The organism is Paraburkholderia bannensis, from assembly GCF_014200455.1.
GTDB lineage: Bacteria > Pseudomonadota > Gammaproteobacteria > Burkholderiales > Burkholderiaceae > Paraburkholderia > Paraburkholderia bannensis_A.
The window spans coordinates 42,769-65,702 of record NZ_JACHBW010000022.1 but is presented as its reverse complement, the minus strand read 5'-3'; the positions used below and the strand labels follow the sequence as shown (position 1 = coordinate 65,702).

At 65.0% G+C, this 22,934-nt stretch carries 19 protein-coding genes; 9 read left to right on the top strand and 10 right to left on the bottom strand.

Going from position 1 to position 22,934, the window contains the following annotated elements; all coding sequences use genetic code 11:
* Positions 1-191: 191 nt before the first annotated feature.
* Both F4827_RS29180 and F4827_RS29175 read left to right on the top strand, forming a co-directional pair.
* Positions 192-1,301: an OpgC domain-containing protein gene (locus tag F4827_RS29180; RefSeq protein ID WP_183730682.1), complete on the top strand. Its 1,110-nt coding sequence runs from the start codon at positions 192-194 to the stop codon at positions 1,299-1,301.
* Complete coding sequence (locus F4827_RS29175; protein WP_183730678.1) at positions 1,298-2,980, top strand: tannase/feruloyl esterase family alpha/beta hydrolase; 1,683 nt, start codon at positions 1,298-1,300, stop codon at positions 2,978-2,980. Before F4827_RS29180 ends, F4827_RS29175 begins: the two co-directional genes overlap by 4 nt.
* 126 nt (positions 2,981-3,106) lie before the next feature.
* On the opposite strand, the gene F4827_RS29170 is transcribed toward F4827_RS29175, so the two are convergent.
* Positions 3,107-4,015: a LysR family transcriptional regulator gene (locus F4827_RS29170; protein ID WP_183730675.1), complete on the bottom strand. Its 909-nt coding sequence runs from the start codon at positions 4,013-4,015 to the stop codon at positions 3,107-3,109.
* Between the two features lie 168 nt (positions 4,016-4,183).
* Between F4827_RS29170 and F4827_RS29165 the strand changes: the two genes are divergently transcribed.
* The 3 genes from F4827_RS29165 (at position 4,184) to F4827_RS29155 (ending at position 9,069) form a co-directional block, all read left to right on the top strand.
* Positions 4,184-5,767, top strand: coding sequence for an MFS transporter (locus F4827_RS29165; protein ID WP_183730671.1), 1,584 nt, complete (start codon positions 4,184-4,186; stop codon positions 5,765-5,767).
* A 277-nt stretch (positions 5,768-6,044) separates the two neighbouring features.
* The gene (locus F4827_RS29160; protein ID WP_183730668.1) at positions 6,045-7,181 is read left to right on the top strand and encodes a porin; all 1,137 of its coding nucleotides are present in this window, start codon (positions 6,045-6,047) and stop codon (positions 7,179-7,181) included.
* Positions 7,182-7,512: 331 nt separating this feature from the next.
* Positions 7,513-9,069 (top strand): methyl-accepting chemotaxis protein, encoded by a 1,557-nt coding sequence (locus F4827_RS29155; protein ID WP_183730665.1) that lies wholly within the window; start codon positions 7,513-7,515, stop codon positions 9,067-9,069.
* 54 nt (positions 9,070-9,123) lie between these two features.
* Here F4827_RS29155 and F4827_RS29150 read toward each other — a convergent pair whose 3' ends face one another.
* A complete protein-coding gene (locus F4827_RS29150) occupies positions 9,124-10,437 on the bottom strand; it encodes a cation:proton antiporter (RefSeq protein WP_183730662.1) in 1,314 nt (437 codons plus the stop codon).
* A 150-nt stretch (positions 10,438-10,587) separates the two neighbouring features.
* Here F4827_RS29150 and F4827_RS29145 point away from each other — a divergent pair, with 150 nt between their 5' ends.
* On the top strand, positions 10,588-10,758 hold the full coding sequence (locus F4827_RS29145; protein WP_183730659.1) for a hypothetical protein: 171 nt from the start codon (positions 10,588-10,590) through the stop codon (positions 10,756-10,758).
* Between the two features lie 36 nt (positions 10,759-10,794).
* Here F4827_RS29145 and F4827_RS29140 read toward each other — a convergent pair whose 3' ends face one another.
* Both F4827_RS29140 and F4827_RS29135 read right to left on the bottom strand, forming a co-directional pair.
* Positions 10,795-11,049 (bottom strand): DUF6723 family protein, encoded by a 255-nt coding sequence (locus F4827_RS29140; RefSeq protein WP_183730655.1) that lies wholly within the window; start codon positions 11,047-11,049, stop codon positions 10,795-10,797.
* Between the two features lie 96 nt (positions 11,050-11,145).
* Entirely contained in the window at positions 11,146-11,460 is a 315-nt protein-coding gene (locus F4827_RS29135; RefSeq protein WP_183730652.1) for a hypothetical protein, read from the bottom strand.
* Positions 11,461-11,661: 201 nt separating this feature from the next.
* Here F4827_RS29135 and F4827_RS29130 point away from each other — a divergent pair, with 201 nt between their 5' ends.
* The 3 genes from F4827_RS29130 (at position 11,662) to F4827_RS29120 (ending at position 14,470) form a co-directional block, all read left to right on the top strand.
* The gene (locus F4827_RS29130) at positions 11,662-11,922 is read left to right on the top strand and encodes a DUF1488 domain-containing protein (protein ID WP_183730649.1); all 261 of its coding nucleotides are present in this window, start codon (positions 11,662-11,664) and stop codon (positions 11,920-11,922) included.
* 231 nt (positions 11,923-12,153) lie between these two features.
* A complete protein-coding gene (locus F4827_RS29125) occupies positions 12,154-12,960 on the top strand; it encodes an alpha/beta hydrolase (protein ID WP_183730646.1) in 807 nt (268 codons plus the stop codon).
* Between the two features lie 91 nt (positions 12,961-13,051).
* Positions 13,052-14,470 carry an MFS transporter gene (locus F4827_RS29120; RefSeq protein ID WP_183730643.1) on the top strand — a complete coding sequence of 473 codons (1,419 nt, stop codon included), beginning with the start codon at positions 13,052-13,054 and terminating at the stop codon, positions 14,468-14,470.
* Between the two features lie 20 nt (positions 14,471-14,490).
* Here F4827_RS29120 and F4827_RS29115 read toward each other — a convergent pair whose 3' ends face one another.
* The 6 genes from F4827_RS29115 to F4827_RS29090 all read right to left on the bottom strand — a co-directional run bounded on the left by F4827_RS29115 (position 14,491) and on the right by F4827_RS29090 (position 22,909).
* Positions 14,491-15,036: a glutathione peroxidase gene (locus F4827_RS29115; protein ID WP_183730640.1), complete on the bottom strand. Its 546-nt coding sequence runs from the start codon at positions 15,034-15,036 to the stop codon at positions 14,491-14,493.
* A gap of 93 nt (positions 15,037-15,129) precedes the next feature.
* A complete protein-coding gene (locus tag F4827_RS29110) occupies positions 15,130-15,957 on the bottom strand; it encodes a Crp/Fnr family transcriptional regulator (RefSeq protein ID WP_183730637.1) in 828 nt (275 codons plus the stop codon).
* A gap of 169 nt (positions 15,958-16,126) precedes the next feature.
* Positions 16,127-17,749: an arylsulfatase gene (locus F4827_RS29105; RefSeq protein WP_183730634.1), complete on the bottom strand. Its 1,623-nt coding sequence runs from the start codon at positions 17,747-17,749 to the stop codon at positions 16,127-16,129.
* A gap of 32 nt (positions 17,750-17,781) precedes the next feature.
* The gene (locus F4827_RS29100) at positions 17,782-19,413 is read right to left on the bottom strand and encodes an ABC transporter permease (protein WP_183730631.1); all 1,632 of its coding nucleotides are present in this window, start codon (positions 19,411-19,413) and stop codon (positions 17,782-17,784) included.
* A 32-nt stretch (positions 19,414-19,445) separates the two neighbouring features.
* Positions 19,446-21,803 (bottom strand): TonB-dependent receptor, encoded by a 2,358-nt coding sequence (locus tag F4827_RS29095; protein WP_183730628.1) that lies wholly within the window; start codon positions 21,801-21,803, stop codon positions 19,446-19,448.
* 17 nt (positions 21,804-21,820) lie between these two features.
* Positions 21,821-22,909 (bottom strand): ABC transporter substrate-binding protein, encoded by a 1,089-nt coding sequence (locus F4827_RS29090; RefSeq protein ID WP_183730624.1) that lies wholly within the window; start codon positions 22,907-22,909, stop codon positions 21,821-21,823.
* Positions 22,910-22,934 lie beyond the last annotated feature (25 nt).

Genomic DNA, 22,934 nt, shown 5'->3' with positions numbered 1-22,934 from the left:
GCCGCTGGCTTCGACATGGCGGGCCCGTCATCTACGCTTTCGTATGCCTTGCACGCGCATTTCGCCGGGAACGTTGCTGCTTCGATTCGCTCGTAGCGACATGGGCGGCAACGTGACAGGTTGCCCTCGATACCTTTCATCGAACGATCGCGCTTCATTCGCCACGCGATCCGGAGGCCGGCGAGGGACACATGCAAGCGCGTCAGGGGCGTTCCATCGAAGTCGATTTTTTCCGCGGTATCGTGCTGATCGTGATCGTGCTCGATCACATTCCCGGCAGTGCGCTTTCGCATCTGATGCTGCACGCGTACGCGCTGTGCGATTCCGCCGAGGTGTTTGTGTTTCTCGGCGGCTACGCATCGGCGGCCGCATATATGGCCGTGCACGCGCATCGCGGCACCGGTGCCGCGAAGCAGCGCTTTTTACGGCGCAGCTGGGAAATCTACCGCGCGTATCTGCTGACCGCCGTGCTCACGTTGCTCTCGGGCGCGTTGCTTGCTGCGCTCCATCTGAATCCGCTCGCCGCCGACCTCAGCGGCTGGGCGCCGTTTGCGCTGCATCCAGTCCGCGAGACGCTGCATATCCTCGTGCTCACGCGCCAGCCCTATCTGTCCAGCGTCTTGCCGATGTATGTCATATTTGCGTTATGCGTCCCTGGCGCCGTGCCGCTCGCGCGTCGCGCGCCCTTGCCGACGCTGGCCGTCAGTCTGCTGATGTGGGTCGTCGCGCCGCAGCTCGCCGCGCTCTTTAGCGCGAACCACGTGGCCGACTGGTCGTTCAATCCGTTCGCCTGGCAATTGATGTTCGTGTTCGGTATGCTGTGCCGCCTGCATCCGCTTCCCGCCGATTTCAAGGCTTCGGAAGCCGCGCGCTGGCTGGTGCGCTTCGCTTTCGCGGCGGTGGCGGTATTCGCCGCGGTAAAACTGTTCGTCCTGAATCAACCTTTGCCTGGAGCCATGAAACAGCATCTGGCCTTCGCGCGCGTCGTCAACTTCATCGCCATTGCGATGGTTGCCGCGTATTTCGTGCATCGCGGCACCGTCGCGCGTCTGGCCGCGCGCTTGCCGTCCGTGGTGGCCGTGGGCCGCACGGGGCTCGTGTGCTTCGTGGGCGGGACGCTGATTTCGGTCGTCGTCGATACCGCTACGCCGCATGCGCTGCACGGCGCGGCTGCCTTCGGCGCTGCGCTGGCCGGCGATGCCGTGGCGATCGGCGCCATGCTGATGCTTGCGCGCGCCTGGCGCGGCGTGGCCGGCCGGCAAAAAGCGCGCGCCGCCGTGAACGGCGCTGGGTGCGGATGAGCGGGGGCGGCGCGCAGAATCCGGTACGCAGGAAAGCAGGCCATCGCGCGGCAGTCCTGCTCGCCTTGCTGGGTGGCTTCGCCGCAAGCTTGCCTGCGCTCGCGCAGCGCACCACCGCGCTGCCGCTCCATTGCGCCGATCTCGCCGGCGTGCTGCTGCCTCCCGCCAGCATCGACGCGCCCACTGGCGGGGCGCTGGTACAAAGCGCCGTGATGATCGCCGCGACCGCCGTCGGCAACCAGGACGGCGACTTCTGCCGCCTGACCGGCGTGATCCGCGCGCAGACTTCCGGCACGCCGGATATCCATTTCGAGCTGAATCTGCCGAGCCGCTGGAACGGCCGCGCAGTGCAGTTTGGCGGCGGCGGCTATAACGGCGTCGTCATCACCGGCACCGGGCCGACGCCCTTCTCGCCCGACCGCGCCCCGCTCGCGCGTGGCTATGCCACCTTCGGCGATGACTCGGGCCATCGCGGCGACTCCTCGCAGGCGAATTTTGGCCTGCTCGACGAGGCCGTGACCAACTTCGGCTATCTGCATCTGAAGAAAGTGCACGACGCGGCGCTCGCGCTGATCGAGCAGCGCTATGGCCGCACGCCCGAGCACATGTATTTCGCGGGCGGCTCGACCGGCGGACGCGAAGGCTACACCGTGATCCAGCGCTACCCCGACGATTACGACGGCGTGATCGCCAACGCGCCCGCGCTGAACTTCTCCGGCGTGCGGCTGTTGGGCGTGATGGTGGGCCAGAGCGAATACCGCACGCCCGGTGGCTATCTGTCGCCGCAGTTGCTGGAATTCGTCTACGCGCACGCCATGCAGGCCTGCGATACGCTCGACGGCGCGGCCGACGGCATCATCAGCGACGTCGAAGGCTGCCGCGCGAAGGAAGCGCAGATCATCGAATCGCTGCGCTGCCCGACGCACGAAGCGGGTGCCGTGGCGGTTGCCGACGAATGCCTCACGCCCGCGCAACTGGCCACCCTCGAACGCTTGCGCGACGGCATGCACCTGCCCTATGCGCTCGCGTGGAATGCGGAGCGCTATCGCGGCTACAACGTATTCCAGGGCGTGCGCTTCACGAGCATGCTCGGCCTTGCGCATTCGCCGGAGCGTCTGCCGCAACCCGCCTTCTTCGGCAATGGCTATCTGTTCGCACAAGGCGATGCGTACATCAAATACTTCGTCACGCACGACCCGACCTTCGATGCGATCGGCTTCGACGTGACGCGTCCGGGGCGCTATCAACAGCGTCTCTATGTGCTGTCGGCCACCATCGGCGCGATGAACCCGGACATCTCGCGCTATCTCGCGCGCGGCGGCAAGCTCATCACGCTGCAAGGTCTCGCCGACGAGGTCATTAGCCCGAACCAGACCATCGCCTATTACAACGGCCTGATCGCGCGCTATGGCGAAGAACGCGTCGACGATTTCATGCGCCTTTACATGGTGCCGGGTTTTCAGCACGGCAATGGCGTGTTCATTCCGTCGGCGGATCTGCTGGGTGCGCTTGACGGCTGGGTCTCGCGTGGCATCGCGCCGCAAACGCTGATCGCCACCGATATCGCACAGGCAAGCAACGGGCGCACGCGTCCGCTGTGCCGTTATCCCGCGTTTCCACGCTATACCGGCAAGGGCAATATCAATCGCGCGAGCAGCTTTGAATGCGCGACGCCGTGATACACGCCGCGCTAGACTGCTACATCGATGCTCAGGGTGGTGACGGCCTTATTGATCTGGAATCCCGAACGTCACGATCCGATGCCGGGTGAAGTGCGCTTGCTCTCGCCACTCTCGCTACTTTCTCTACTCGCCGATCATCGCCGGAATGCGCGCCTTCAAGGCGTCGATGGCCACGCGCGTCTTGGCGCGCAAATGACGCTCCTTCGGCCAGACCGCGTAAATCTCCTGAGAACGCACGCGGTAACTGCCCAGCACCGGCGCGAGCGCCCCGCTTTGCACGAAACGCGTGAGCAGCCAGCACGGCAGCCACGCAAGCCCGTAGCCGTCGATCGCTGCGGCCGCAATCGCCTGGATATCGTCCATGCTGATCTGCGAGCGCACCTGCACCGTGGGCGTGGGCTTCGCGGCACCGGATGCGCCCCACCAAGGCGCCACGTTGCCGCCGCACGAATAGGCAATGCCGACGTGATCGGCAAGATCGTCGAGACGCCGTGGCGTGCCATGCTGCGCGAGATACGCGGGCGACGCGCCGATCGCCACATGTTGCGTACCCAGACGCCGCGCCGCCAGCGTGGCGCTGTCACGCAACTCGCCGATCCGTACGGCCAGATCGATGCCCTCCTCCACGAGATCGACCACGCGGTCCGTGAAAGACAGGTCGATCTGCAGTTTGGGATAGTGCCGCGCGAGATCGAGCAACACAGGCGCGACGCACAGATGCCCGAAAGCCTCCGGCACGCTCACGCGCAGGCGGCCGCTGGGCTCGATGCCGCTGTGGTCGAGCGCGGCCTCGGCGTTGTCGAGTTCGGCCAGCGCCCGCACGCAGCCCTCGTAATACGACTGCCCTTCTGTCGTGAGCGACTGACTACGCGTGCTGCGATGAAGAAGCCGCACGCCAAGCCGCGCCTCCAGCCGGCTGATGGCCTTGCCGACCGCCGAGCGGGTGAGGTTCATGCGCTCGGCCGCCAGCGCGAAGCTGCCTGCCTCCACCACCTGAACGAAAGTGGCCACTCCGTCGAGATTGTCTTTCATAGCCTGCCCGGTTATTGGTTCCTCAACGGAATCTATCGTGGGAACCAGACGCGTCAATAAGGGAATTATATTCCTCTAAACTGCTCCGGAAACTCCGCTGATGTCAGGCACGGCTCATCACACCGCGCACCAGCGCAGCGGCATCACCTCCACTTTCGGGAGTCGCTCATGCAGGCCAGTGAAATCGAGCGCGACGCAGTTCAGGTCGCCGCCGTAGCCATACCGTTGCGTCCGCAACGAAATACCATCGCCCTGATCGCGGTCTGTCTGGCGGCGATGATGTTCGCGCTGGAAATCTCCAGCGTCCCCGTGATTCTGCCGACACTCGAAGTCGTGCTGCACGGAGATTTCAAACAGATTCAATGGATCATGAACGCCTACACCATCGCCTGCACCACCGTGCTGATGGCAACCGGCACGCTTGCCGACCGCTTTGGCCGCAAGCGTATCTTCATCGGCGCGATTCTGTTGTTTGGCGTGGCCTCTTTGCTGTGCGGTCTGGCGTGGAATTCCGCCGTGCTGATCGCGAGCCGCGTGTTGCAAGGCGCGAGCGGTGGCGCGATGCTGATTTGCCTCGTCGCCGTACTGTCGCATCAGTTTCCCGAAGGTGCGCAGCGTGCGCGGGCATTCAGCGCCTGGGGCATCGTTCTGGGTATTGGGCTGGGCTTCGGGCCGCTGGTGGGCGGTGCAATCATCGCGCTCGCCAACTGGCAATGGGTGTTCTGGATTCACGTCGGCCTCGCCGCGGCGACGCTCGCGCTCGCCGTGATCGGCGTGCAGGAATCGCGCGACCCGCAGGCGCGCAGGCTCGACGGGTGGGGCATGGCCACGCTCTCGGCGGCGATCCTGGGCTTCGTCTGGTTCATCACGCAAGGCGCGGATGGCGGCTTCACCCGCGCATCCGGTCTCGCCGTTCTAGCGGCGAGCGCCTTGAGCCTTGCGCTGTTCTACACGGTGGAAACGCACATCGCGCACCCCATGTTCGACTTCTCCGTGTTCAGGGTGCGCAATTTCTCGGGCGCGCTGCTGGGATCGGTGGGCATGAACTTCAGCTTCTGGGCCTTCATCATCTATCTGCCGATTTATTTCCAGCGTGCGCTCGGCGAAGGGCCAGTTGCTGCGGGACTTTCGCTGCTCGCCTATACGTTGCCCACGCTCGTGTTTCCGCCGATCGGCGAGCGGCTCGCGCTGCGTTACCGCCCCGCGATGCTGATTCCGGCGGGCTTGCTCACCATCGGCGTGGGCTTCTTTCTGATGTGGGTCGGCAGCCGCACGGGCCATGCGGGTGCCCTGGCCGTGCTGCCGGGTTGCCTGCTGGCCGGTGCGGGGCTGGGTTTAACCAATACGCCGGTGACGAACACCACAACCGGTTCCGTTAGCGCCGACCGCGCCGGCATGGCATCGGGCATCGACATGAGCGCGCGCATGATCACGCTTGCAATCAATATTGCGTTGATGGGCTTTTTACTGGTGGAAGGCGTTTCGCTGAAATTGCAGGCGGCGCTGGGCGCACATTCCGCAGACGTTTCCTGGAATGCGCTGGCCAGCCGTGTTGCGGCGGGTGAGCTGGTGCCCGCGCAGGCCGCCGCGATCATGAATGCCGCCGCCATGAGCGCCGCACAATTCGAGGCGATTAGCCGCAATGCGCTGATTCATGGCTTCGGTGGCCTCATGCTTTATGGCGCGATCGCGGTGAGTCTGCTGGGCGTAGCGAGCTTCTGCATTTTCCGCGGGAAATCAATCGCGTCCTGATTCCTGGACGAAATTTCCGCTGATTATTGCGCGCCGCGATGTTGCTCAAACGCGACTGAAAATCGCGCTGCTTCGCGGCGCATCGAGCAGGCGCGACGGCCAAAGGCTCCGCGAGCCTTATTACATCTGCCTTTGCGCGATTTATTTCAGTTTTTTGAAACTATTCTTCCATTTTCAGGAAGAGACCGTGTGCGCGCCGTAACACTTTTTCGTCAAAGTCCTTTTCTATACTCGCGGTCGTCTCAACCCAGCGTACCTATAGAACTGGAGTCTCACGGTGAAAAAAATCTCGATCGCAGCTGCATGCCTGACCGCATTCGCCGCCGCATCCGCACACGCACAAAGCTCGGTCACCCTGTACGGTCTCGTCGATGCCGGCATCGCCTACACGAACAACGTTGGCGGCAGCGGCCGCGTTGCGCTCGCGAGCGGCAACATCAGCGGCAGCCGCTTCGGCCTGAAGGGCGCGGAAGATCTCGGCGGCGGCCTGAAGGCGATTTTCCTGCTTGAAAACGGCTTTAGCGTCAACAACGGCCAGCTCGGCCAGAACAGCCGGATGTTCGGCCGCCAGGCGTATGTCGGCCTGAGCAGCAACGCCTTCGGTACGCTCACGTTGGGCCGTCAGTACGACGACGTGGTCGACTTCGTTTCGCCGCTGTCCGCCACCGCCGGCACCTTCGGCGACTCGGGCTTCGCGCACCCGTACGACAACGACAACCTTCAGCACAGCGTACGCTTCAACAACTCGGTCAAGTACACGAGCCTCAACTACGACGGCTTCAAGTTTGGCGGCATGTATGCGTTCAGCAACAGCACCGGATTCGCCGTGAGCCGCGCATACAGCGCTGCCGCGAGCTACACCTACGGTCCGTTGACGGCCGCTGCCGGCTACCTGCAGACGAACGGTTCGGGCTCGAAGACGGGCACGACGTTCACCAACACCGCGGGCGCAGTCGATCAGGCCGAAGTCAAGGGCAACCTCACGTCCGACGTGCAGCGCACCGCCGCTGCGGGCGTCAACTATGCATTCGGCCCGGCCGTGGTGGGCTTCGTCTATTCGCACAGCCAGTACCAGGGCACCAGCGCCTTCGGTCTGAGCAGCGGCTCGGTGCGTTTCGACAACTATGAAGTCAACGGCATGTACAACATCACGCCCGCGCTCAAGGCCGGCGTGTCGTACACGTACACCGACGGCCACCTGAACGGCGCGACCTCGTACGGCGCCGATCCGAAGTGGAACCAGGTGAACGCGATCACGCGTTACTCGCTGTCCAAGCGTACCGAAATCTACGCGGAAGCGATGTACCAGCACGCGACCGGCAACAAGAACGTCGCCAACATGTACAACTCGGGCGGCGCTTCGTCCACGGGCAACCAGGTGATGGGCGCTGTCGGCATGCTGACGCGCTTCTGATGTGCTTCTGATGCGCTAGTCATGCTGTAGCAGGGCAACGGTGCGCGCTTTGGCGAAGTTGCCGTTGCCCTTGCGATGTGGGTGATTCTTCTCCGGATGGAGTGCGGGATATATTCAGGATCGCTACGTGTTTTCACGGCGGCGAGAAAGCATATCGCACACTACATCCCTTCGCCCGTCCGTTCAGGACGGGTTTTTTTGTTTCTGGAGCTCGAACACGCGCCTGAAGGCGCCCTACGGGTAAACACCGCCCGGGACACGATTAATTTTCCGTCGTCCGCTGCCGTTATACTTTCCATATACGGTGTATCGTTTCGCATATGGAACAATAATGAAAAGCTTGACGATCAATCTTCGCCTCGCGCTAACGGTGGTGACGCTTGGGGCGCTGGTCATTGCGATGGGCGTGGTGAGCCTGTTCGGCATGGACCTGACCCGGCGCGCGCAGCATGACGCTTACACCATGCATTTCGCCTCGGCGGTGGCGCTCGGCAAATCGGGCACGGCGATGTCGCGTGCGCGCTTCGGCCTCGACTGGGCCATGGCCAATCCCCATTCGCCGCAACTCGGCCCGCAACTGGACCGCGCGCAGGCGCTGCTCGCCGATTCCGACCGCTGGTGGCAGCAGTTCCGCGAACTGCCCAGGACGCCCGAACTGCAAGCCCTCACCGACGACCTCGACACCAAACGCACCGCCGTGCGCCGCGAGGCGATCGACCGCCTGATCGCGGCGATCCGCAGCGGCGACACGAGCTGGATGGACGAGCGCCGCGCCGCCGAACTGATCGGTCTCTACACGGCGATGAACGCGAGCCAGGGCGCGCTCGAACGCTACCTCGACGATGCCGCGCGCCAGGCCGATGCCGATTCCGGCGCGCGCTTTCACACCCTCGGCGTGATCTGCGGCGCGACCATCGCATTGGCGCTGCTGATTGCGTTCATCAGCTGGCGTGGCTTGCGCCGGGCGGTGATGGACCCGCTGCGCGCGGCGATGGCGCACTTCGAGGCGATTGCGGCAGGCGACCTGTCTACGCGCGTCAGCGCACATCGCAACGATGAAATGGGCGCGCTGCTCGACGGTCTCGCGGCGATGCAGACACGCCTGCGCGAAACGATGGAGCAGGTGCGCACGGGCGCAAACGCGATGGCCACCGCCACGCAACAGATCGCGAGCGGCAATCTCGATCTGTCACAACGCACCGAGGAACAGGCTTCGTCGCTCGCGCAAACGGCGTCGGCGATGCAAGAGTTGATCGGCACGGTGCAGGCCAACGCGCTCAACGCGCAGCAGGCGCGCGATCTGGCGCTGGGCGCCGCCGATGTGGCCGAACGCGGCCGCGACGCGGTCACGCGCATGGAGCAGACCATGCACGAGATTCATGCGAGCTCGTCGAAGATGACCGACATCATCGGCACCATCGAAAGCATCGCATTCCAGACCAATATTCTCGCGCTCAATGCGGCCGTCGAAGCCGCGCGCGCGGGCGAGGAAGGCCGCGGCTTCGCGGTGGTGGCGGGCGAGGTGCGCAGCCTGGCGCAGCGCGCCTCGGCGGCTGCAAAGGAAATCGGCACGCTGATCGCGGCGTCGACGGGACGGGTCGCGAGCGGCGCAACGCTCGTGACCGAGGCAAGCGGCGCGATGGAAGCGATCCAGACATCGACCACACGCGTTGCTACCTTGATTCACGAAATCGCCTGCGCATCGCGCGAGCAGAGCGACGGCATCGAGCAGGTTGGAATCGCCGTCACGCAGATGGACGAGGTCACGCAGCAAAACGCGGCGCTCGTGGAGCAAAGCGCGGCCGCTGCGTCGTCACTCGCCGATCACGCGAGTTCCTTGAATACGCTGGTGGCGGCGTTCAAGGTCGAAGGCGTTGCGGCAAGCTGACATCACGCAGCTCTGATCTCCGGCGTTCATGCGCGCCGCGTATCGTGCATCCGCCTACGCCGTCTGCCGCGCGCGCCGATAGTAACGCGCCAATAGATACCCCGCCGTCGATCCATGCAGCGCCACGGAAATGACAATCGCGTCGAGCGCCGCCGCAAGCACCGGCTGCAAGGTATCGCCCGCCTGATCGATGCCCCACACCGCGTAATAGAACGCGCCCACGCCGCGTATGCCCATCCATGCCAACAGACGGCGCTGCTGGCCGTTAGCACGCGCACCGATCATCGCGCCCATCACCGCGAGCGGCCGCACCACGAAGATCAGCGCCAACGCGATCACCAGCGCATGCGGTTCCAGCATGTCGCGCCAGTGCGCGGAAATCACACAGCCGATAATGAGGAGCAGCGAAAACTCCGCGAAGTGCTCGATTTCCAGCGTGAATCCGGTCATGCCTTCGGCGAGCCACACATGGGCGCGACGTGGATCGGTAGCCACTTCCTCGCGCTCGCCTAGCTGCACCGTTTCCAGTTCCTGCGTGGGGCGGCGCTGCTCGCCGGTGGCACGAAGTTCCGCGTGACGCAGCGCGACGCCCGCCGCGAAGACGGCCACGAAAGCATAGGCGTGCGCGAGCAGCGCCGCGCCATAGGTCACCGACATCAGCCCGATCGCGATGAAGCCGTCCAGGCCCACTGCCTCGCCGTAGCGCGTGCGCAAATGCAGCACGAGCCGCACGCACAAGGTCGCCAGCACTGCGCCTATCAGCAGCGCGCCCGCCACGCCCCAGACCAGCGCTAAGGCGAACCGCCACGCGCCCTGCGTGCCTGGCGTCGATACGCCACAGAGCGCGAGGCCGAGCACGGCGAACGGCAAGGCCGCGCCGTCGTTCAGACCGCCTTCGCCCGAGAGCGCAAAGCGCACCGGATCGGCATCGCCGGCCTCATGCACGCGTAGTTCGTTGGCGAGCACCGGATCGGTCGGCGCAAGCGCGGCGGCGAGGAACAGCGCCACGCCCGCCGGCAAGCCGGTTGCCCATGCGAAAGCAAACATCAGCGCGACGCTGAACAGCATCGCCAGCGCGCCAAGCCGCAACGGCAGCCGCCACAACGGATCGCGCAACCGGACGCGCAGATGCATGCCCACCGAGAACAGCGACACCACCAGCCCCGCCTCCGCCACCACGGTTAGCGTGCGCACCGACTGAGCAAGGTCCGCCTGCACAAGGCCGAGCACGCCGGGGCCGACGATCACGCCAGCCACCAGATAGATCATCGCGCCGGTCAGCGGCAGCCGCGCGATCGGGCCGCGTGCGAGCGCCACGAACATCAGCAGCACACCGACGATTAAAAACCAGGGTGCTTCTTGTGGCATTGCTTCCCGGCTGCTCCTTTTATGGGTTGCGCACCGCGCGGCGCGATCACGCCAATGCGCAATGGCCGTGCCGCTTCGTTTGCCAGCACACTGCAAGGCGATAAAATATATAGCTCGGATACCGAATAGATCGGCAAAATCAAGGAAGTCATGCACGACGTCGTGCTGGGCCGCAACGTCTATGCAGTGATGTCGAGCGTCGGATTTTCCGATATCGGCGACACAATGCTGGCGCTGCCGCGAGTCGCGCTTGCGCTCGATGCGCAGCGCAAATGCTTCGCGCTGAATGTGACCGGCGGGCGCATCAAGGACGCACCGTGATTCGACTAGGATCACTGGCCTGCGCTCAGCTGAGTTTCAGGCTTCCGGGCTCGCGATATCCAGCCTCACAAATTCCTCCGCCATCTCGCACGCCGCGCGCCGCGCTTCTTCGCCAGTCGCGAACGGTCCCGGCACCTCGCAGCCGTCGAAGGGATAGATGAGCTTGCCATCGGGCTTCCTGCGAACACGCAGATAACCGATATAGCGGCCAAGCCCATTCACCTTTTGCCCGCAAATCACCTCGTAATCGTCAGGCCCAAAGCGGCCGGCTGAATGCGTCGATTTATCCATGTCCACTCGACCGGTAACCGCTAGTCGCAAGGCGCGAATATCGCGCCTCGCGGCGGATTGTCGTGAATGAAAGTGACATTGAACGCTTAGCTGGCGTTATTGGCTCGCGCCACCGGCTGCGCCCGCTTTTTTCTCCGCCTTCTGGATATCGTCTGGATAATTGACGTTATTTCTCGACGGGTTATAGCCGTTCTTCTCCAGTTGTTTCAACTCGGCGTTCCTGTGCGCCCGCGCCGCCTTGCGGGCCTCCTTGCGCTGCGCCTTGGTCGAGCTTGCGCTCATGGCACTTGCGCCCGCGTCGTTCGACATGGACGTGTCGCCCGGCGCGGTCTGCGCGCCGGCCTGTGCCGCCATCAACATGAACGAGACGGCGGTGACGCTAACAATCATCAGGGAAGCACGGTGGGCCATTGCGGTTCTCCGGTTAAATGCAGGGTCATGCAGTGTCGATGCGAATTGGCATGCGCAATCGGCGGGCCCGAGCGGCGCGATTGTCGTCGCGCTTCGTTTCGCTTGATTGCGGCGGACATTGGTAGGACCATGACTTGCTGACCCGAACCGGCCGGGTCGATAACGCCCGGCTGTCCTGCAATTCACGCATGGAGGATTCAGATGAGGATCGAATTTACGAACCGCCGTCACGCCGTGGCGGCTTCGCGCATTGCATTCGAAGCCCAGGTGGACGATCGGCCCGTATGGTGCAGCGTGTCGCTCGATGCGCTCAATAATCGCTTCGACAATGAGGGCACGTCGTCCCATGCGCTGCTGAGCGCATTCGATGCGAACCGGGTTCGTATCGAGAAGGCCGCGCGCAACGCGCTCTCCAGGAACGGCGGCCAGTCGGTCGAACTGGAAACGAACGACTTCAAGTAAGGTTCGTCGGGGCCAGGTTCACGCGAGTGCGCTGAGTCTCAACGTGTGTCCTGGCCCCTGTTTTCACGGTCGAATCGGTTCTTCTGCCGCCTTTCGCTGCGCGAGAGGCCTCGTCGCGTAACAGACCGTAAAATGCCGAACGGCCGCGCAGGCTGAACTGACACAGTACGGCCTGCGATTCTCCTTATACTGGCGCGATCCCTCCACGAATCCGAACGCGCGAGATCGAGCATGCGGCTGCTGTCCCATGGCTTACGCTTCGCAGTCGCCGCCTGGCTGTTCGCAACACTGGCGCTGTATCTGATGCAGGACCGCCTGCTGTTGCCGTCCACGCCCGCAGCGCCCGATCTGCGCTCGCTCACGCACACGGGCGACACGATTGGCGTGTGGCACGTGGGCGATCGATATGCGGGCTACGTCGTCACGCCCGCCGGGCAGACGCCGCGCGGCACCTTCCTCGTTTATCACGGCAACGAGGAATCCGCCGAAACCAAACTGCCGCTCGCCGATGTGTTCGTGCGCGCGGGCTATCGCGCCGTCATCGTCGAGTATCCGGGGCACGGCAACCGAGCGGGCGAGCGCACCATGAAGGCCGCGCTCGCGGCCTCGCGCGAGGCGTTCGATGCGACGCTCACGCAATGGGGCGGCCCGATCTGGCTGGTGGGGGAATCGCTGGGCGCGGGCATGGCCGCGCAGGTCGTCAAGGGCAACGAAGCTGCGATTGCAGGGGTCGCGCTCATCACGCCCTGGGATTCCCTCGCGGATCTCGCGGCGGAAAAGTACCCGATCTTTCCGGTGCGCTGGCTGCTGCACGACGGCTTCGATTCGATCGCCGCCGTCGCGCATTACAACGGGCCGCTCGTGATCGTCGGCGCGCGGGCCGATACACTGATTCCGGTGATCCATGCGCAGCGCTTCGCGCATGCGCACGACAAGGCGCATCTGCTGATGCTTGGCAGCGCGGATCACGACGACTGGTTCGGCGCGATGACGGCGGCGGACTGGCAGCAGGTGATGCGGTGGTTGAAGGCCGCGTGACATGCGCCTGGCCTTGCGCTTCGATGCACGTCGCGCGGAACACTCGTCTAAGATGCCCGGGTCGCTTCAATCACGCACCCGACGCACCCGCATGAACGCCACGTCCCCACTCGCCGCTCGCCGGCGTCTCGCCATTGCCCTGCTCGTCGCGGGCGTGTTCTTCATGGAGAATCTCGACGCCACCGTGATCGGCACTTCGCTGCCCGCGATGGCGCGCGATTTCGGCACCGCGCCCGCGTATCTGTCGGTCGGCGTTTCCGCCTATCTCGTCGCGCTCACGGTCTTCATTCCCGTGAGCGGTTGGGCCGCCGACCGCTTCGGCGCGCGCCGCGTGTTCAGTCTTGCCATCGCCGTGTTCACGTTCGCCTCGCTGCTTTGCGCGCTGAGCGAGGGCCTGTTGAGCTTCACCGCCGCGCGCGTGCTGCAGGGCATCGGCGGCGCGATGATGGTGCCGGTCGGGCGCCTCGTCGTCATGCGCGAGACGCCCAAGGAAGGCATCGTGCGCGCCATCGCCCTGCTCACCTGGCCCGCGCTGGTCGCGCCGATTCTCGGGCCGCCGGTGGGCGGCTGGATCAGCACGCACCGGAGCTGGCACTGGATCTTCCTGCTCAATCTGCCGCTGGGCGTGGCGGCGTTCGTGGCCGCGCGCCTGCTGGTGCGCAACGGCACGCCGCTCGCGCAGCGTTTCGATATCGCCGGTTTCGTGCTGAGCGCTCTGGGCTTCGGCCTCTTCATGGCGGGCATCGAAGCCGTGAGCCGCGCCGACGTGTCTCGCGGCGTATCGCTGGGCGTGCTGGGCAGCGGCATCGCGCTGCTGGCGCTGAGCGTGTGGCATCTGCGCCGCGCCTCGCAGCCGCTCTTCGGCCTCGCGCCCCTGACCATTCCCACCTTTCGCGTGACGGCGCTGGGCGGCTCGCTGTTTCGCACCGCCATCGGCACGGCGCCGTTTCTGCTGCCACTGATGTTCCAGATCGGCTTCGGTTACAGCGCCGTGCAGGCGGGCGCGCTGCTGCTCTGGCTGTTCGCGGGCAATCTGGCGATGAAGCCGGGCACGACGCGCATCATGCATCGCTTCGGCTTTCGCACGGTGCTGCTGGTCAACGGTCTGCTGGTGGCGGCCGGGTTCGCGGCCTGTGCGCAATTGAGCGCGGCCACGCCCTACTGGCTGGTATGCGGGCTGCTGTTTTTCACGGGCATGACGCGTTCGATGCAGTTCACCGCGCTCAACACCATCGGTTTCTCCGATGTGCCACAAGCGCAGATGCGCGACGCCACCACGCTTTTCTCGGTGATGCAGCAGATGAATGCGGGGATGGGGATTGCGGTGGGCGCGCTGATGCTATCGATTGCCGGGCAGTGGCATGGCACGCCTGCGGGCCACCCAACGCCGGGCGATTTTCAGCTGGCGTTCGGGATGATCGCGTGTGTGGCGCTGCTGGCCACCGTCGATAGCATGATGCTGCCCGCGAATGCGGGCAGCCGGGTGCTGGTCGCGCAGAAGCCGAAGTAGCGCGAGTCACGCAAAGGCGTTCAAGCCTTCGCCAGTTCCGCGTCGATAGCGGCGACGAGCTTCGGATCGTCCGCCGCGGTATCGGGCGCAAAGCGCGCAACCACTTCGCCGGAACGGCTCACGAGAAACTTCTCGAAGTTCCACAGCACGTCCGGTGCGGCGTTGGGCTGGATGCCATAGCCTTCCAGGCGCGCGCGGAACGGGCCGTCGCCGGATGCCTGCGGCTGCGCCTGCGTGAGCGAACGATAGAGCGGATGCTGGTCGTCGCCCACCACGGAAATCTTCGAGAACAGCGGAAATTTCACGCCGAAGGTGCCGCTGCAAAACGCCTGGATTTCCGCATCGGTGCCCGGCTCCTGGCCCTTGAAGTTGTTGGCGGGAAAGGCCAGCACTTCAAGCCCTTCGGCGCGCTTGCCTTCATAGAGCGCTTCCAGCCCTTCGTATTGCGGCGTCAGCCCGCACTTCGACGCCACGTTCACCACCAGCAGGACCTTGCCCGCGTAGGGGCGCAGCGTGGTTTGCGCGCCGTCGATGGCGTTGACGGGAATGTCGTAAATCGTGCTCATGTTTCTTTCCTTATCCGATGGGTTATTGCACTAAACGGTAACTATCTTGCGACCACGCGGCGACCGCGCACCGACCACTCGGCCTTCCCCGACCTACTCGCAGGCCTCACGCACCGTCAGCAAGGCCGCGCCGTCGACGATCGTGATCTGCCCGTAGCGGATCTCGATCCAGCCGCGCTCCGCGAACGCCCGTAATTCCTTGTTGATGCTTTGCCGCGACACGCCCAGCAGCGCCGCCAGATCGTCCTGCGAGAGCTTCAGGCCGATCTGCACGCCGCTATCCACGGCATTGCCATAACGCTCCGCCAGACTCAGCAGCCGCTCGGCCACGCGCGCACTGAAATCGGCCAGCCGCGAGAAGCGGAACCGTTTGTTCAGTTCGCGGTTGCGCGAACAGATCAGCTCGAAAAAGCCGCGCATCAGCGCGGGCTGCTGCTCGAACAGGTCGAGCATGGCCTCGCGCGGGATATGGTACAGCCGCACCGTTCCGCGCGCATAAAGGTCACACAGCGAGCCTTTGCGGTCCAGCGCCGGGATGATGTTGATGACCGAATCGGGCTGGATATATTCGCCGATCACGCGTGCGCCCGACGCGCTCACCCAGCTCGCCTCCAGCGCCCCCGCCAGCACGATCAGGATCTCCTTGCAGTCGGCCTGATACGGCACCACGAGTTCGCCTTGCAGCCAGGTCTTCTCGTAGCCCGCATCGACGAGCGTGGCCGCCGCGCCCGCCGACCAGTGCAGCAGGCTCGGATTGGTGAGAAAGGCGTTGATGACGCGTTGGCGCGTCACCGGGTCGAGCGCGCGGCGGAACAGCGCGTCGTGCGAGGACGCCGCGTAGGTCGAAGACGCGGGCGGCGCATGCGTCGCGCGGCGCTCGGGCGACGAAAACCGCTGCGCTGGCGTGGCTAAGGCGGCCATGATTCGTTCTCCGGGGATGATGTGTCCGGTCCATTTGAGCATCCGATCCCCACCCGCCCAAACCATGATTTTTTGCTATCCATATCCAGGCCGCAGCAATAACGCCGTGCGGATAGCTGCGCGGCTCGCCCCGCGCCTCGTCGCAATCGTCGCAATCGCCGCCGGGCCGTCAAACCGGCGCGAATTCGAACGCCTGGACGCCGTTTTCCTCGACATAGCGTTCCCAGTGCGCCAGCAGCGCCTGAAGCTTGGCCGGTTGCGCATCGGCGAGATCGTGGGTTTCGCCGGGGTCGCGCGCGAGATCGTAGAGCTGCCAGACGCCCGGCCCCGCCGGGACAGGAATGAACACCGCCTTCCAGTGGCCCTGGCGCACCGCACGCCGCCCAAACAGCTCCCAACCGGTGACGTGCGTCGCGTCGTGCACGGCGTCGGCCTGGTTGCGCAGATACGGCAGCAGCGAGCGGCCCTTCACGGCGGCGATCTCGCGGCCGCGCCAGTGCGTGCCCGGATGCTCGACGCCCGCCAGTTCGAGCACGCTTGGCACGACGTCCATCACCGTTGCGAAGGCATCGCCAATCCCGCGCCGCGCCAGCGCCGCATGATGAGCGAACGCCACCACGCGGATGCCACCCTCGGTCGTGAAGGCCTTGTAGAGCCGCGAGGGCGCGGTGCCCGCCTGGGCCCAGCGCGGGCCGTACCAGACATAGGAATTGCCGCGCCCGACGTTCTCCAGGCTGTTGTCGTAATAGTCGCGAATGAAGCGCTGCAGATCCGGGCCGAAGATCGGCAACGCTTCGAGCAGCGCACCTTCCGCGCCGTTATCGGAGAGGAACAGCACGAAGGTGTTGTCGAACTCGCCGGTCTGCTTGAGATGGTCGATCACGCGGCCCACGTTCCAGTCGAGCCGTTCGACCATCGCCGCATAGACCTCCATCGTGCGGGCGGAAAACGCGCGTGCTTGCGGCGTGAGCGCGTCCCATTCGGGCGTGGGCGCGACCACGGGGTGAGCGGTCACTTCGGCGTCGAGCAGGCCCAGCTCCTTTTGCCTCGCGAGACGCTCGGCGCGCAGCGCGTCGGGGCCCGCGTCGTAGCGGCCGCGGTAGCGCGCGACGATCTCGGCGGGTGCCTGCAGCGGCCAGTGCGGCGCGGAAAACGGCAGGTAGGCGAAGAACGGGCGGTCGTCGTCGCCTGCGCGCTCGTCCAGATACTGGATCAGCTTCGCGGCGAAAGCGTCCGAGGAATAGAAGTCATCCGGCAGATCTTCGACATAGTGGCCGTCTTCCACATAAAGGCCGCGCGTCGAGCGCATCAGGCGCGGCTGTTCGTCGTCCTCGCCAACAGGCTCGAAACCGTAGTGGTTGGCCGCGCCCGGCAGCAGCGCGAAAGAGCGCTCGAAGCCGCGTGCCGAGGGCGCACGATCGAGCGTCAGGCCCAGGTGCCATTTGCCCGCCATCGCCGTGAAATAGCCGGCGTCGTGCAGCAGTTCGGGCAGTGCCGCGACGCGGTCGTTCAGGTAGCCCTCGTAGCCGGGTTTATCGGCCAGATGGGGCGGCCGCGCTTCGGCCATGGTGCCGATGCCCGCGACGTGATGGTCGGTGCCGCTGAGCAGCATCGCGCGCGTGGGCGAACAGGCCGAAGCCGTGTGGAAGTCGGTGAAACGCACGCCCGCGAGCGCGAGCGCATCGAGGTTGGGCGTGGCGATCTCGCCGCCGAATGCGCCGAGGTCGGAAAAGCCCAGATCGTCGGCGACGATCACGAGGAAGTTGGGCCGCTTGCCGGCTTGCTTTGACATGATGGGTTATCCGTGAGGTTCCAGTGAGGCGCTCAATCGCGCGTGCGCCAGCGCGTGGCCGAGGCTTCCAGACGGCTGCCGAGCCAGCCGGAGAACGCGCCCAGCGCGCCGATCGTGACCGCGGCGACAAGCAGGCGGTCGGTGCGAAAGAGCTGCTGCGCGTCGATCATGTAGGTGCCCAGACCCACGCCAGAAGGCATCAGATACTCCGCACCGATCGCGCCGAGCCACGCATAGACCAGCGCCAGCCGCAGCCCCGCGAACACGCCGGGCAGGATCGCCGGGACGATCAGCCAGCGCAGCCGCTGCCACGCATTCAGGCGCAACGTGAGCGCGACTTCGACGAGCGCGGGCGGCAGACCCTCCACGGCGCGGCTGGTCGCCAGCACCACCGGAAAGAACGCCGCCAGCGCCACGAAGATCACCTTGGAGAGATCGCCAAGACCCGCCCAGGCGCTCAGCAGCGGAATCCACGCGAAGATCGCCACCTGCCGCAAGGCCGTGAGCGTGGGGCCGAATGCGCGCCGCACCCATGTCACCGCGCCCAGCGCGATGCCGAGCACGAGACCGGCCACTGCGCCGACGGCCAGCCCCTCGCCCGCGCGGGCCAGCGTATGCGCGAGCGGCACCGGCAGCGCGCCGCTTTTGAAATCATCCATCGCGCTGTGCAACACGACGCCTGGCGCGGGCAGCAGATTCGCATCGACGATATGCCGATGCGCGGCCAGCGCCCAGATCGCGAGGATCAGCGCGGGCAGCAGCGCGCCGCGCGCGTATCGGCAGACTTCGCGTTGCAGGCCGCGCCGCGCCGTGAGGTTGGGCGATACGCGCGCGCCCGGCGCTTCATGCGGCCAGCGCACGAGCCAGCGGTCGAGGCGCTGCACGCCCCGGTCGATCGCGAATCCGGTCAGCCCGATCGTGACGATGCAAACGAACACCACGTCGAGTTGGAACATCTGCCGCCCATACACCATCAGGTAGCCGATCCCTTCGGATGAAGCCAGCAGTTCAACCGCAATCAAGGTGAGCCAGCCCTGCGCGAGCGCCTGGCGCACGCCGGTCAGGAACGCCGGCAGCGCGGCGGGCAGCACCAGCACGCGCACGCGCTGCCAGGCGGACAGACGCAGCGCGCCCGCCACCTCGCGCAGGCGCCACGGCATCGCGCGCACGCCCACCTGGGTGTGGATCGCCACCGGAATCGCCACGGCCTTGAAGATCAGCACGAGCTTGAGCGCCTCCCCGATGCCGAGCAGCACCATCAGCAGCGGCAGCAGCGCGAGCGGCGGCACCTGCGCGATGGCGTAGAACAGCGGCGAGACGATCTCTTCGGCGACGACGCTCGCTCCCATCAGCGCACCGAGCAATGCGCCGCCCAGCGTGCCGAGCACGAAGCCAATCGCGAGGCGCTCCAGACTGATGAGCAGATTCGACGCGAGAGCGTCGCGCAGCAGATCGCGCGCGCTGTCCCACACGAGTTCGGGCGCGGGCAGGATCTGCGCCGACATCCAGCCCGCGTGAGCGGCCTTCCACCAGAGCAGATAGACGAACACGGGCAGCGCCCACGGCAGCAGCGCAGACCAGCTCAGCGCGTGGCCGCCGATGCGCTTCGCGCGTGGCGCGCGGGCCGCGTCGTCGAGAATCGTCGAATTCGCCGTGTTGAGCATGTGAGCCTCGCCGCAAGTGCAATCAGGATGGATCAGTAGGTAAAGCGCAGCGTCGCGCCGGCCATGCGCGGGTCGCCCGCCATCGCCGTATAGGTGTTCTGCACGCTCGCGAACGAGGCCAGGTAGTAGTGGCGGTTGAACAGGTTGTGCGCCCAGATCGAGAGGTCCCACTTGTGCGCGCCGCTGTTCAGTCGCCAGCCCGTCGCCAGATTGAAGATGCCGTAGCCCGGCAGGCGGCCGTAGCGCGAATCGTCGAGCGTGCCGTACTGGTTCGAGCGCAGCGACCACACGCCCGTGACGTATTGATCGACGTCGTGACCCAGCGAGAACTCGTATTGCGCGCTCAGATTGGCGATCCAGCGCGGCGCACCCGACACCGGCTTGCCCGTGAGATTGCAGGTGGTCGCGCCCGTCGCGAGGGTGGTTTCGGCGGCGCACGGGCCGTTGGTGTACGAGCTATAGGTGGCGTTCACATACGACGCGTTCAGGCCCAGCGTCAGCCCGCGCAGCGGCCGCGCGCGCAGATCGAGTTCCGCGCCGCGCGAGCGCACGTTCGCGCCGTTGGCGAGCACCTGGGTCACGAGTCCGCTCGTCGGCACCGTCACGTAGGTCGTCGCCTGATAGCCGTTGATCTGCGTCCAGAACAGATTCGCGTTGAGCACCAGCCGGTGGTCGAGCCACTCGCTCTTGATGCCGAGTTCCGCATCGTTGGCGCGCTCCGGGCCGAACAGCAGCGAATTCGCGCCGAGCGTGGGCGCGGAACCCACCGCCATATTGATGCCGCCCGACTTCTCGCCATGCGAGAGCGTCGCGTAGGCCAGCACATCGGACGTGAGCTTGTAGCTGAAATTGAGCATCATCGACGGGCTGATGCCGTGCTGCCCCAGTTGCCCCGATTGATACGCGCCCACCGCCGCATTGCGCAGCGCGAGCAGCGAACCCGACAGTGCGGCGCCGCCCGCAGGCGCGAGACGGTTCACGTAGCCGGTCTTGTCCTCGTAGGTGCCGCGCACGCCCGCCGTCAAATCGGCGCGCGTATCGATGTGCCATGTCGCCTGGCCGAACAGCGCGGCGCTATTGGTTTCCACCGAAGCGGGCGAAATCGCCGTGACGCCGTTCAGGATGCCGCGATTCACGCCGTACTGGAACAGATCCGCGTCCGGGCCGAAGGCCGTGAAAGTGTTCGTGTTGGTCTGCTCGTAGAAGTAAAACGCCCCCACGACCCAGTCGATCGGGCCGCCCGTGGGCGAGGCGAGGCGCACTTCCTGCGAAATCTGGTGATCGTCCACGCGCACGCCCGCGTTGCTGATCGCCGGCACCGGCAGGTTGTCGCCGTCATTCGAGGGTGAAAAGTCCCAGAAGCGCGCCGCCGTGATCGAGGTGAGCGAATAGCCGGAATTCAGCTTGTAATTCACCTCGGTCGATACGCCGCCCTGGTGGACGTTCATATGCGGCGTGGTATCCGTGTTGACCTGAAACTGCGAGGGATTGACCACCGGCGTCACGCCCAGCAGCGCTGCGCGTGACAGAAACGTGCCGTGCGCAGGCACGCCGTAGAGCAGCATCGCGCCAGTATTCGAATTCTGCGTGTTGTAATCGGCGATAAAACGCACGCTCAGATCATTGTTCGGTTTCCATAATAATTGCCCGCGCACGCCGTAATTCGACACGCCGTTCAACTGGCTGCCGTTGTGGAGATTCGTCACGCTGCCGTCGCTGTGCGTGTGTTCCAGATCGAGCGTGCCCGCCAGCGTTTCCGAGAGCGGCCCGCTCAGATGCGCCTTGGTCTGCGCATAGCCGTCGTTGCCGACCGACTGCTCCAGATAGCCTTCGGTGTGAAACTGCGGCGGGCGCGTCGAAATATTCAGCACGCCCGCCGTGCTGTTCTTGCCGAACAGCGTGCCTTGCGGGCCGCGCAGCAGATCGATCTGCTGGATATCGAGCAGATCGAATACCGCCATGCCGGGACGGCCCAGATAGACGTTGTCGAGATAAACGCCGACACTCGGCTCCAGATTGTCGCTGGCCGGATTGTTGCCGATGCCGCGAATCGAAATGCTCGACTGGCGCGGATTGATAAACGAGACATTCAGGCTCGGCAAGCTCTGCTGCAGGTCCTGGATCCGATAGAGGCGCTGACGCTCCAGCTCTTGCCCGCTTACCGTGGAAATCGGCGCGGGCACCTTCTGCGCGCTTTCGGAGCGGCGGCGAGCGGTGACCGTGAACTCCTTCAGTTGCACCGGGTTCTCGGCTTTGGTTTGCGGCGCTGCCGTGGTGTTCGTTGCGCTCGTGGTGTTCGTGGCGCTATCGTCCTGCGCCCATGCGGACGTGGTGGCCAGAACCGCTGCGGCAAACGCCGTCAGCCGATAAAAGGTGTGGTGGTCCTTCATATTGTTATAGATGCCTTTTAATTCGCTTTTGCCGTCTTTTCGGCTTCGCCGAAGGTGCGATAAGGTTGCCAGCGGCCAGCGAGCTTCGTCTGTGCGAGCGCCTGATTCAGATAGGTCGCATCGATCCAGTGATCGACATCGAACCCCTGGCGGATCATGCCAAGCTGCTTCGCCGTATCCACATCGCGTTTGAAGGCGTTGACGTAGTACGGATCGAGCAGCGGCGAGAAGAACGTGGCGGGATCACTGTCGCCGATTTCATTGCGCCACACCGAAGTGGGCGTGCCCGCGCGGGTCTGTTCGAGTTGCAGCCAGGCGTCCAGATTCTTGCGGTCCGACACCCAGTTGGACGCTTCCAGCACGCTGGCGACCACGCGCTGCGCCCACTCGGGATGGGCACGCAGGAAGTCATTCGATGCCACCAGTCCCGCCTTGAAGGTGCCGATGCCATCGCGGCCACGCGTGCTCACCGGAATATCCACCAGCCCTTTGTCCTTGAGAATGAACAGCGAAGAAGCGCCCCATACGGCGTCGATGCGATGCGCGGCAATCGCGGCGGCGGCGCTATTGAGGTCGAGATTGACGATGCGGAAATCGCGCTCGGTCAGGCCTTCGCTGCGCAGCACGCTGTCGAACGACAATTGCAGCGCCGTGCCGCGAAAGAGCGCGATCTGCTTACCCTTGAGGTCTTTCAGATCCTTGATGCCCTGCCCCGGCTGCACGGCGAGATAACCGTTGATATCGCGCGCCAGCGCCGCAATCAGACGCGTATCCAGTCCGTTCGCGCGGCCGATGATGCCCGCGAGATCGCCCAGAAACGCCAGATCGACCTGATGATTCGCGAAGGCTTCGTTGACGGCCGGACCCGCGCCTTTGAAAAAGGTCCACTCGATCTTCACGCCGTCTTTCAGAAAGGCTTTTTCCAGCGTCTGGTTCGCGTAAAGTACGTCGACCACGCCGCCGCCCGCGGGCTTCGAAGCCGCGCCGATATCGGGCACCGCGATGCGGATCACGTTCTGCGCACGGGCATACGGAGAAACCAGCGCCAGCAGCGCAAACGCGACAAGACAAGCGGCGTAAAACTGTGCGAAAAATCGACGTCCCACGAGAAACCCCCACAAATAAAGCGTT

What these genes read in the sequence shown, in the direction of transcription:
- F4827_RS29180 (WP_183730682.1), top strand. Translation starts at nt 192, where the DNA reads ATGCAAGCGCGTCAGGGGCGTTCCATCGAAGTCGATTTTTTCCGCGGT.
- F4827_RS29175 (WP_183730678.1), top strand. Translation starts at nt 1,298, where the DNA reads ATGAGCGGGGGCGGCGCGCAGAATCCGGTACGCAGGAAAGCAGGCCAT.
- F4827_RS29170 (WP_183730675.1), bottom strand. Translation starts at nt 4,015, where the DNA reads ATGAAAGACAATCTCGACGGAGTGGCCACTTTCGTTCAGGTGGTGGAG.
- F4827_RS29165 (WP_183730671.1), top strand. Translation starts at nt 4,184, where the DNA reads ATGCAGGCCAGTGAAATCGAGCGCGACGCAGTTCAGGTCGCCGCCGTA.
- F4827_RS29155 (WP_183730665.1), top strand. Translation starts at nt 7,513, where the DNA reads ATGAAAAGCTTGACGATCAATCTTCGCCTCGCGCTAACGGTGGTGACG.
- F4827_RS29150 (WP_183730662.1), bottom strand. Translation starts at nt 10,437, where the DNA reads ATGCCACAAGAAGCACCCTGGTTTTTAATCGTCGGTGTGCTGCTGATG.
- F4827_RS29145 (WP_183730659.1), top strand. Translation starts at nt 10,588, where the DNA reads ATGCACGACGTCGTGCTGGGCCGCAACGTCTATGCAGTGATGTCGAGC.
- F4827_RS29140 (WP_183730655.1), bottom strand. Translation starts at nt 11,049, where the DNA reads ATGGATAAATCGACGCATTCAGCCGGCCGCTTTGGGCCTGACGATTAC.
- F4827_RS29135 (WP_183730652.1), bottom strand. Translation starts at nt 11,460, where the DNA reads ATGGCCCACCGTGCTTCCCTGATGATTGTTAGCGTCACCGCCGTCTCG.
- F4827_RS29130 (WP_183730649.1), top strand. Translation starts at nt 11,662, where the DNA reads ATGAGGATCGAATTTACGAACCGCCGTCACGCCGTGGCGGCTTCGCGC.
- F4827_RS29125 (WP_183730646.1), top strand. Translation starts at nt 12,154, where the DNA reads ATGCGGCTGCTGTCCCATGGCTTACGCTTCGCAGTCGCCGCCTGGCTG.
- F4827_RS29120 (WP_183730643.1), top strand. Translation starts at nt 13,052, where the DNA reads ATGAACGCCACGTCCCCACTCGCCGCTCGCCGGCGTCTCGCCATTGCC.
- F4827_RS29115 (WP_183730640.1), bottom strand. Translation starts at nt 15,036, where the DNA reads ATGAGCACGATTTACGACATTCCCGTCAACGCCATCGACGGCGCGCAA.
- F4827_RS29110 (WP_183730637.1), bottom strand. Translation starts at nt 15,957, where the DNA reads ATGGCCGCCTTAGCCACGCCAGCGCAGCGGTTTTCGTCGCCCGAGCGC.
- F4827_RS29105 (WP_183730634.1), bottom strand. Translation starts at nt 17,749, where the DNA reads ATGTCAAAGCAAGCCGGCAAGCGGCCCAACTTCCTCGTGATCGTCGCC.
- F4827_RS29100 (WP_183730631.1), bottom strand. Translation starts at nt 19,413, where the DNA reads ATGCTCAACACGGCGAATTCGACGATTCTCGACGACGCGGCCCGCGCG.
- F4827_RS29095 (WP_183730628.1), bottom strand. Translation starts at nt 21,803, where the DNA reads ATGAAGGACCACCACACCTTTTATCGGCTGACGGCGTTTGCCGCAGCG.